8 protein-coding genes are annotated in these 9,183 nt (G+C 69.5%); 3 read left to right on the top strand and 5 right to left on the bottom strand.

The window, feature by feature from the left end; genetic code table 11:
* Positions 1-400: helix-turn-helix domain-containing protein (locus IE294_RS45735; protein ID WP_189895235.1), on the top strand; the 400-nt coding region annotated here is incomplete at its 5' end.
* A 67-nt stretch (positions 401-467) separates the two neighbouring features.
* On the opposite strand, the gene IE294_RS45740 is transcribed toward IE294_RS45735, so the two are convergent.
* Positions 468-1,274: an alpha/beta hydrolase gene (locus IE294_RS45740; RefSeq protein ID WP_189895236.1), complete on the bottom strand. Its 807-nt coding sequence runs from the start codon at positions 1,272-1,274 to the stop codon at positions 468-470.
* 320 nt (positions 1,275-1,594) lie between these two features.
* Between IE294_RS45740 and IE294_RS45745 the strand changes: the two genes are divergently transcribed.
* The gene (locus IE294_RS45745; protein WP_189895237.1) at positions 1,595-2,065 is read left to right on the top strand and encodes an SsgA family sporulation/cell division regulator; all 471 of its coding nucleotides are present in this window, start codon (positions 1,595-1,597) and stop codon (positions 2,063-2,065) included.
* Positions 2,066-2,077: 12 nt separating this feature from the next.
* Here the strand turns inward: IE294_RS45745 and IE294_RS45750 are convergent, their stop codons facing one another.
* A complete protein-coding gene (locus IE294_RS45750; RefSeq protein WP_189895238.1) occupies positions 2,078-3,064 on the bottom strand; it encodes an SAM-dependent methyltransferase in 987 nt (328 codons plus the stop codon).
* A 277-nt stretch (positions 3,065-3,341) separates the two neighbouring features.
* On the opposite strand from IE294_RS45750, the gene IE294_RS45755 reads away from it, so the two are divergent.
* Complete coding sequence (locus IE294_RS45755; RefSeq protein WP_189895239.1) at positions 3,342-4,064, top strand: aggregation-promoting factor C-terminal-like domain-containing protein; 723 nt, start codon at positions 3,342-3,344, stop codon at positions 4,062-4,064.
* A 353-nt stretch (positions 4,065-4,417) separates the two neighbouring features.
* On the opposite strand, the gene IE294_RS45760 is transcribed toward IE294_RS45755, so the two are convergent.
* The 3 genes from IE294_RS45760 to IE294_RS45770 all read right to left on the bottom strand — a co-directional run bounded on the left by IE294_RS45760 (position 4,418) and on the right by IE294_RS45770 (position 7,651).
* Positions 4,418-4,801, bottom strand: coding sequence for a DUF6009 family protein (locus tag IE294_RS45760; protein WP_014669013.1), 384 nt, complete (start codon positions 4,799-4,801; stop codon positions 4,418-4,420).
* 202 nt (positions 4,802-5,003) lie between these two features.
* Complete coding sequence (locus tag IE294_RS45765) at positions 5,004-6,554, bottom strand: DNA primase family protein (protein ID WP_189895240.1); 1,551 nt, start codon at positions 6,552-6,554, stop codon at positions 5,004-5,006.
* On the bottom strand, positions 6,551-7,651 hold the full coding sequence (locus IE294_RS45770; RefSeq protein WP_189895241.1) for a bifunctional DNA primase/polymerase: 1,101 nt from the start codon (positions 7,649-7,651) through the stop codon (positions 6,551-6,553). Before IE294_RS45770 ends, IE294_RS45765 begins: the two co-directional genes overlap by 4 nt.
* Positions 7,652-9,183 lie beyond the last annotated feature (1,532 nt).

Here is a 9,183-nt window from a genome sequence, read left to right on the forward strand (position 1 = left end):
CTTCCCCTTCGAACTCGCCCGCATCCGCCTCGCCAACGGCATCCGCCTGCGCCACACCCAGGGAAGGAAGGCGGCGCGACTGTCGCTGACCCTGGCCGCGGAAACGTTCGAACGGCTCGGCGCGCCCACCTGGGCCGAACGGGCACGGGCCGAGCTGCGCGCCACCGGTGCGGCCACCGTCGCCTCCTCGGCGCACCTCGCGACGCTGACCTGGCAGGAACGCCGTATCGCCGATCTCGCCGCCGGCGGCCTGACCAACAAGGAGATCGGCGCGCGGATGCACCTGTCGCCGCGCACGGTCAGCTCCCACCTCTACCGGGTCTTCCCCAAGCTGGGCATCACCTCCCGCGCCGCCCTGCGCGACGCCCTGGGCAAGTTGCCCGACGGCCAGGACGTGTGAGGACGGCATGTGACCGTGTGGCCCGCTGACGCGGTACGGCGGCTCTCGCCCGCCGGCCACGGCGCGATCAGCCCTCAGGGGGGTGGGCTCGGATGCCGTGCCCGTCCAGCCAGCCGAGCACGTAGTCGGCGACGAAGCGCCATCCGCTGTCGATGACCAGCGAGTGGGCCCGGTCCGCGAACTGCTTCAGGTCGGTCACGGCGGTGGTGTCGCCGTACTGCTTGTACACCGCGCGGGTGGCCGCGTCCGGGACGAGTCTGTCCTCCTGTCCGGAGATCAGCAGCAGCGGGCCACGCTCCGGGTTGGCCACGTCCGCCACGGCGCGCGGACTGCGGGGCACACCCGTGCAACCCACGTCGACGAGCAGACGGCGCGGTGCCGGCACCGCGTAGCGGTCGAAGAGCCGGTCGGACTCCTCCGCCTCCACCGTGTTGGCGAAGACGCGGTGGAACTGCTCCGGCGACAGGGACACCAGTTGCTCGGCGGGATCGAGCTCGGCGCAGGACGGCAGTCCGGCAGGGGACTCGTGCAGCGGTACGCCGTTGATCGGGGCGGGGGCGATGGCCACCGCGGCACGGCCGACATCGGCGGTGATGAGATGCTGCGCGATGAGCCCGCCGACCGAGTGTCCGACGATCACCGGCGCGGTCTTGAAGGACCGCACGATCTCGGCGTAGTGGTCGGTCAGCGCGTCCAGACCGATCCGGCCGAGCAGTTCCGGGGACTTGCGCATGTCCGGGGGGGCCGCGGCCTCCCCCGGCCATCCGGGCGCGAGGGCGAGGAACCCCCGGCTGGCGAAGCGCTCCGCCCACGACTCCCAGGAAAGCGCGTGCAGCCACGCGCCATGGATGAAGACGACGGGAGTACGTTCCACGGCTGGCTCCTCCGAGCATGACGACCATCCGGCACCGGTACACCGGCGACTGTTTCAGCATCGTTCAGGCACGGATCAAGGGCGACAGTCGAATGACTTAATGTTGGCGACCATGGCACGCGGGCCCCGGCCGGCCCCGTGATCCGATCCCCGAACAGGACTCCTGGGAGGCGGACAGCGGTCCGCCTGGCGGACGGACCCGCACGGCGTTCACCGTCACGGCAGAGCGTGTTCGACGGTCAAGTTACTTATGTACGGCGACCACGTGCGTACGAGAGTGGGTCGAGCAAGCTTCCGCAACAGGGAAGGATCTACCCGTCATGAGCGGCTACCAGCCAGGTGTACAGGCCAGCCGAACGGCACCGCACGGTCGTCCTCAGCTGACCTTGGACATCGAACGTGTGCTGGACGTCTCCGCCCGGCAGGCGATCAGGGCCGAGTTCAGCTACGACCCGGAGCGTCCCCTGATCGTGTGCGTGGAGTTCCTCATCGCAGGCGGTCCGCGTGTCCTGTGGCGGATCGGCCGCGACCTCCTCCAGCAGGGGATGTACTCGATGAGCGGCTTCGGTGACGTCCAGGTCTGGCCGACGAACCTGGAGGAGCGGGCCACCGCTCGGCTCCAGCTCGCCTCCGGTGACATGGCGGCGCTGTTCGAACTGCCCGTCCCACCGCTCGCGGAGTGGCTGGAGCACACCTACCAGCTCGTTCCCGCCGGTCACGAGCTGGCCGACGTGGACTGGGACGTGACCGCCGCGGGCCTGCTCGACGGCCGGAGGGCGGCATCCGACTGATCACGCGGTGCGCTACCGGCCCGCGGGGCGTCGGGCGGCGACGAGGACGGGGCCGCCCGGAACCGTGGGAAAGGTCCTCGTCTCCTCCAGCCCGAGGGCGACGAGTTCCTCACTCATGCGCGCCGTGTCGAAGGAGTTGCCGCCGCCACGCGTCGCGGTCCACCGGCCGACCGAGCGGCGCAGCACGTCGTCGGCGGCGGGGTTGGTCCCCGCCACCAGCCACGCGCCCGGCACCAGGGCCGCGGCCAGGCGCGGGAGAGCGGCCCGCAGCGCCTCCTCCGAGAGGAACGGCGCGGGCAGCCAGATCAGCTCGTAACGCTCCTCCTCCGACAGCTCCGCCGCGTTCTCCCGGCGCAGGAAGACCCGAGCGGTCACGGCCGGATCCGCTGCGGAAAGCTCCGCTCTCGCCAAGTCCAGCGCCCGTTCCAGGACGTCGATCCCCTCCACCCGAACCTCGGGGAAGCTCGCGGCCAGCACCACGGCCAGCGCGCCGACACCGGTGCCCACGTCGAGGACGCGGCTGCCCTCCGCCTGGAGCCGCTCGGCACACCCGGGCAACGCCGGCACGACCTTCCCGGCGAGCGCACGGCCGGTCGCGGCGGAGGCCCGCCCCTGGCTGAGGAGCACCTCGTCGGCCTGGGCGCCCCACCCGAGTCCGGCTGCCTCCGCGTCCGAGGCGGCGGCGGAGACGGCCTGGCGCAGCGAGCTGAGCTTCGCCTCCACCCCGCTGCGTGCGGTCAGGGCGTCCGCCGGGACGAGCGAGGGGTGCACGGCGAAACCGTCGGCGTCCCTGCGGACCAGGCCGACGCTCTCCAGAACCGCCGTACGCTCCGCATCCGCCGCGAGCACGTCCTCCAGGGGCTCCGACAGCGCCTGCCGCTGGGTGCTCACGACGGCGGCCATGACCCACACGGCCGCCTCCAGGGTGGCCACCGGGTCCTCGCCGAACGGCAGGGCACCACCCATGGCAGGGCCGACGAGTTCAGGCGATGTGGACACGGAAGCCTCCGGAGAGCGCTGTTGTTGCGGCACGTGTACTCATGCCGGGCGCACACATGTTATGGCAGACAGAAACACATACTGCCAGACCCAGGTGTGTTCCGCTCCGTTTCCGCCCAGCCCCGGAGGTCAGTGCGCGGTGTGAACTTCCACACCTTCTTCACCAACCGTTGCGCCGCGTGCCCGGGCACGGCAGAGTGCTTCGCTGCCGCATGCACCAGGCGAGACTCGTTCATGCCTGGGACTCGGCGTCACGGACGAACCGGAAGGAACACGCGTGAGCACGATCTCGGTCCGGGGATTAGCGGTGGCCGCGGCCACCACGGTCACCGCTGTCGGAAGCGTCGTCGGCATCGCCTCGGGTAGCACCGCGCAGACCAACGATGCCGAGGCGACGGCAGCCGACACCACGCTCCTCGCCGACATACCCGCGGGTCAGCAGGCGCAGGTGCAGACCGCGTCCCTGACGCAGCAGGCCGACGCGCAGGCCATCGCCGCGGACGTGAGCGCCAAGAAGGACGCCGAGGAAGCGGCCCGCAAGGCCGCCGCCGAGACCGCGATCGCCAAGAAGGAACTCGCCGAGAAGGCGGCCAAGGAGGCAGCCGACAAGGCGGCCAAGGAGGCGAAGGAGCGCGCCGAGGCGAAGACCGCGGCCAGCCGCGGGACCGACGTCCGCGACTCCTCCAGCTTCCCGGTCCAGAGCAGCTACACCGTGGCGCAGATCCAGGCGATGGCGCGCCAGATGGTGGGCAGCGGCCAGTTCCAGTGCTTCAGCAACATCGTGGACCACGAGTCCAGCTGGAACTACCGCGCGGTCAATGCCTCCTCCGGTGCCTACGGTCTCTTCCAGGCCCTGCCCGGCTCCAAGATGTCCTCCGTCGGCGCCGACTGGCAGACCAACCCGGCCACCCAGATCAAGTGGGGCCTCAACTACATGAACACCTCCTACGGCAGCCCCTGCCAGGCCTGGACGTTCTGGCAGGCCAACCACTGGTACTAGGCCCGCCGGTCTCCCGGAGCGGTCGAAGACCGCTCCTCTCCCCCGGCACGCACACCTACGAGCCGGCCGGAGTGGTGCAGCGCTGCCGCGTCCACGGCAGCGGCCCGATATGCATGGCCCACTCCGGCGGGCCCGGCATCTTCTGGGAGTACATGCGGATGCCCGCCCTGGAAGAGCACCTGACCGCCGGCCACCCGGAGCGAGCCGATCCCCGGCTCCCGGCTGCTGTAGACGGTACGGCCACCTCACGTGCGTCCGCCCGAGGAGGGCCGACGCACGTGAACTCCGTAAAACCCTTCGCTCGTTCCCAGTAGCGGAGGAAACCCGGCCCATGCCGGGCAGGGAGCCCTGCCTCAGGGCGTCGACGTCGCTATGGCCACGGAACCGGACTGGGACCGGGGGGTCTTCGCTCCCGGCTTCTTCGGGGCGATCGTGCGCGGGTCGACCGCTTCTCCCGGCGCTCCCTCGCGGTACAGGCCGTCGGGCAGGCTGTCACGGTCGTGGGGCAGCAGGAAGAACACCCGGCGCTTGTACAGGCCGCTGTCCGGGTCCGGGGAGGCGTCCTCGTCCAGCAGCGCGTACCCGACCATGCGCCCGTCGCGCGCGTACGGCGGCTTGGTGTTGCGCCGCCTGGTCTTGTCCAGCGCCTGACGGACGTAGTCGAGCCGTTCGAGGTTCTCCAGCCACACCACCTCGGCCTCGTGGATGAGGTCGCTCTCGGTCAACAGCGAACTCATGGCTGCAGCCTCTCCTTCGTCGGCGTGCTCCCCGGCCATGGGACATGGCCGGGCATCTGTCCGTGTCGCTCCGGTCCGCCCATCGCCTGGGGACGGGCCGCTTCTCGGGGGCTCACCGCATCCGGGGCCCGCATACCATCGTAGAGCGCACTCCGACGACCGTGTAGGCCACGTGGTGGAGAGAGCAGACATACGGAGGCCGTCATGAGTGCTCCAATAGGGCGATGCCAGGATAGTATTTCCGGCCATTTGACTTGATCATGTCGGCGGGTGAGGCCACGCCCACCTCCTGACGGACGCGGTTGGCGAAGGCCCGGGGCGTCGCCGGCCGGATCCCCTCTCCGGCGTTGCACCACGAGCTGTACTCCGAGTAGAGCAGCCCCTGCTCCACCCTCAGGTCCTTGCCTTCGCCGTCACGCGTGCAGCATTCGGCGAGGAAACGGCCGATGTGGTCCTCGGTGGTGGCGTAGGCCGTCGTGGCGATACGCACCCTGTCAGGGCCCTCCAGCGGGTCCCTGGTGCGCAGGTAGCGCTGTGCCCCCTCGATGAGCCAATGGAGGATTCCCGGCCCCTCGTCGCGGACCAGCTCGAAGGCGAGGTTGTCGATCCTGCGGTGCGCGGGAACCGTCCGGGTGAAGGGCAGCAGCCGGATGCGCCGCCAGAACGCGAAGCCGCCCGTGGAGACCTCCGGGCGGTGGTTGCCCAGCAGCCACAGGTGGTGCGTGGGGGTGAACGAGAAGTAGTCCTGCCGCATACGACGGGCCTTGATCTTGTCGCCGCCCGTCAGGAGCCGGACACGCGCCTCGTCGAACTTGTCGTTCGGCTTCAGCTCGCTGCACACCACCAGGCGGCGCCCGTGCAGTTCGGTCAGCTCTGTGGAGTGCTCCGAGAAGGCGCCACGGTCCATCAGGAAGCCTGGCGGAGCCGCGTCCGCGTAGTCGCCGAGGATCTGGATCATGATGTCGAGCAGCACCGACTTGCCGTTCTTGCCCTCACCGTGCAGGAAGGGCAGCACCTGCGCGCCCACGTCGCCGGTGATGGAGTAGCCGAGCAACAGGTGCAGGAAGTCGATCATCTCCCGGCCCTCGTCGTCCTCACCGAAGGTGTCGGCGAGGAACCGGTGCCAGCGAGGGGTCTCCATGGCCTGCGGGGCCACGCTGGTGGCACGGGAGTGGAAGTCCCGGGTGGGATCCGGCTTGCGGAGGTGCCCGCTGTGCAGGTCGACCACTCCGACGGGGGTGCACAGGGCGTAGGGGTCCCCGTCCAGCCTGTCAGGGGTGACGGAGATGTCCGGTGAGGCCTTCGCCTGGGTGAGGAGGGCCTTCAGGCCGGTGGTGGACAGCGTGCGCCGCTTGTGGTTCGCGAGTTCGCGCTCGCTGAAGACCCCTCGCGGGTCGGTGGTCGGCATGTCCTCCGCCATCTCCCCCGCGGCCCACAGGGCGGCCTTCTCCCCTCCCCCGCGCTTCCACCGGTAGCCGTCCCAGGCGAACCAGCCCAGTCCCTCCACGTGCCGGAACTGATCGCGGTGTGTCTGCACGAAGAGACGGGCGTTTCCCCGGTCCGAGAGGGAAGGAGGCAACAAGGGAGCCGAGGAGGCGGCTCCGCTGCCGAACGGGGCCATAGGGGCGTTCACGAAGCCCTGCGCGGGCAGACGGGCGGGCACGGCCACCACTTCCACCGTCTCCAGGTCAAGCATCTGCTGAGCGGCGGCCTGCGGATCGAAACGCGGTGAGCCTTCGGCGCTGCTGCTCATGGACGTCCTTTGAGGTGAAGAGGGCGGACGGACCCTACGGCAAGGGCGTCGTCGACGATCTTTTCATTCCTGGTCTGCTGCCACGGCCGGGCGTAGGAAGCGACACGGACAAGTCGGTCACGAATGGTGGCGTGGTCGAGATGCCCCGCCCCGACCAGCCCGCCGGCCGTGTAGGCGGCACGGTTGAGCTTCTCGGTGAACCCTGTCCCTTCGTGAGCAGCGGCGCACTCCGCGACACTGGCAATCAAAGGATCGATCAGCCGCTCCGCCGAGGCGGCTCGCCGCTGTCTGCCCGCCACCGGGACCGGGGCGGCGGCGACGGGAACCGCGGCGGCCCCGGGGCGCTGGGCTTCGAGCACGTGTCCCGTACGACGCAACTCGCGCTGGAGCCACTCCGGCAGCACGGCCGGACGCCGGGCCGTTCCCTCCGCACGGTAGACACCCTGCGGCGTGCGGGTGCCGGGGGCGACGATGTAGCCACCCTCGGCCCGTACGTCGACCTGCCAGGCGAGCGCCGCGTGGCGGCCGGACCCGGTCGAGCACCTGTACCGCGTCGACGTGTCGGGATTGCGGTACCAGACGTGCAGACCACCTGAGGGAGTACGTACGCGCAATGTGTTCTCGTCCTCGGCAGGGGAGGTTTCACCCCGATAGGCGGCCAGGAGAGCCAGCGTGTCGAAACCTGAGGCCAGGCCGGCCAGCTGCACCTGGTCGGGGATGGGGATGCCGGGGAGGAGCCGTCCCCGGTCCGGCACGGGGGCCTGGTGGGCATCGATGTCGATCACGACGAGGCCGGCGGGGCCGCAGGCGACTCCGACGCCCGCGGCGGGCGTGTCGGCCCACCAGCGGTCGACGAGGCCGGGATCCGTCGTGGCGGCGTGGAAGCCATGACAAGGGCGTCCTGCGGGCAGGCAGGGGCACGACGCCGGTTCGTGCCGGCGGCCCGAGCAGTCGGAGCAGTTCCCGACAGGGGTCTTGCGACCCGGGGTCAGGGGGTGCACCGGCCAGCCCTGGGCCGCACACCACCGCGCGACAGCTCCCGGCGATCCGTGCGCAACTCCGGCTGCACTACGGCTGCTCTCGTCTTCGCGGCGCACGGAAATCGTCCTCGTCACTTCTGTCTGCCCGATCACTTCACACACCTGGCGTGGGAGGTTTCCCCCGCCAGGGACCGAAGGGACTCTGATGCCAAACGAGTGTAAGGCCCGCCTACCGAAAAGGGAGTGTCTGTCTGACCCGCGTGCCGTTCTATCAGTTTCGTGGGTCCCTTGGGTCCCTGGGGAGGTGGTCCACCCCCACCCTAGGGGCTGAAGGGACTGAACAGCACGGTGAACTTCGCCCGCTGCTTCGGGGAGGGAGCCGGGAACCCCGGTCCCTGGGGCAGGGGCGAGGGACCAAAGGGTCCAGGGACCAACGGGCAGGGGCTGGAGAATCTGGCAGTCCCTGAGAGGGGGAGGGGTATCACCGCAGGTCAGCGACCTAGACCCAGCCAGGACAGGGACTGTAGGGACTCAACGTCGCAATTATGAGCTGTACTTGAGACTTGTGTTGTATGCGCACGCGCGTACGAATACATCTCTTCTCTACGTCATAATTGCGTTTTTCGGTCCCTACAGTCCCTCTCAGGCCCTGTGTTAGCCCTCTGACCTGCACAAACGTCAGGGACCGAGGCCCAGGGACCGAAACAACCGCAGTCCCTCCGCCCCTGCGGCCGGGCCCTGTCGGCCCCTGCGCCCCTGCTCGTCCCTGTGGCCCGTTGAGTCCCTCCCCCTCCTGGGTCCCTTGCCGTGCAAGGGAATGCGCCTCCCCCGACGAGGGGTTCAGTCCCCGCCCGCGAGGCAGGGACTGAACCCCTTCGGTCCCTGCTGCCGTCCCCCCATGGAAGGCGCAACGTTTCTCCTCGGTCCCTGAGCAAGCCCCCCTCCCAGACATCCACATGTCCCCCCGGCCCAGGCGAAGACACTTGGCCCCCTTTTAACAGGTTTTTACTGGAAGGGCTTATTTACCACCCCATAGGGTGCGTGTCGCAGGTTTTTCTTGGGGAGCCACGGCGGCCCAGTCCCTCTGGCCGGCGTGGTACGACCACTCATGCCCTCGGCTTCCCGCCGTGGGTCCGTGTGCGTCGAGCCCTCTCGGGAAGCCTAACCAGCCCAGTCCTAAATGGCGTGGCGGAGAGCCCGAGCGTGGCCAGGAGCAGGTCGACGAACACCAGGCGGTGCTTTGGAACACCAGGCGGTGCTTCGCGCCCGCGCCCATAGCCCGCTTCCGTGGCCTGGACGCAAGCTTGGCTCGGTGCCGAATATGCAGGGCATTTTCCCGCCGTGCGGCTGGTGTGTGAGGGCTGAGCGGGTGCTGCTGGTGGCGGTCTACTGTCCCACGAACTCACCATGCGACGGCTCGCGCCGCTGTTCACGGGTCGTGTCGGCCACTGTATGCCGGGGATCCGGTGGCTTGGCCTGCTGCTCGCCTTGAGCTGGTCCGGATGCCGCAGCTGAGGTCGCCCCCCTCCCCCGCGTCCGGATGAAGTACTGGAAGATCCTTCGCGACTAGGCGGTTTCGTTTGGATCGGCGGGCGGATCAGAGGAAGATGCCCGCGATGTGGAGTCCGGCGAGGTAGATGGTCGCGGTC

The organism is Streptomyces canarius (assembly GCF_014650735.1).
Classification (GTDB): domain Bacteria; phylum Actinomycetota; class Actinomycetes; order Streptomycetales; family Streptomycetaceae; genus Streptomyces; species Streptomyces olivaceoviridis.

Bases quoted from the DNA above. Each gene is read 5' to 3' on its own strand.
- IE294_RS45745 (WP_189895237.1), top strand. From the start codon at position 1,595: ATGAGCGGCTACCAGCCAGGTGTACAGGCCAGCCGAACGGCACCGCAC.
- IE294_RS45765 (WP_189895240.1), bottom strand. From the start codon at position 6,554: ATGAGCAGCAGCGCCGAAGGCTCACCGCGTTTCGATCCGCAGGCCGCC.
- IE294_RS45760 (WP_014669013.1), bottom strand. From the start codon at position 4,801: ATGAGTTCGCTGTTGACCGAGAGCGACCTCATCCACGAGGCCGAGGTG.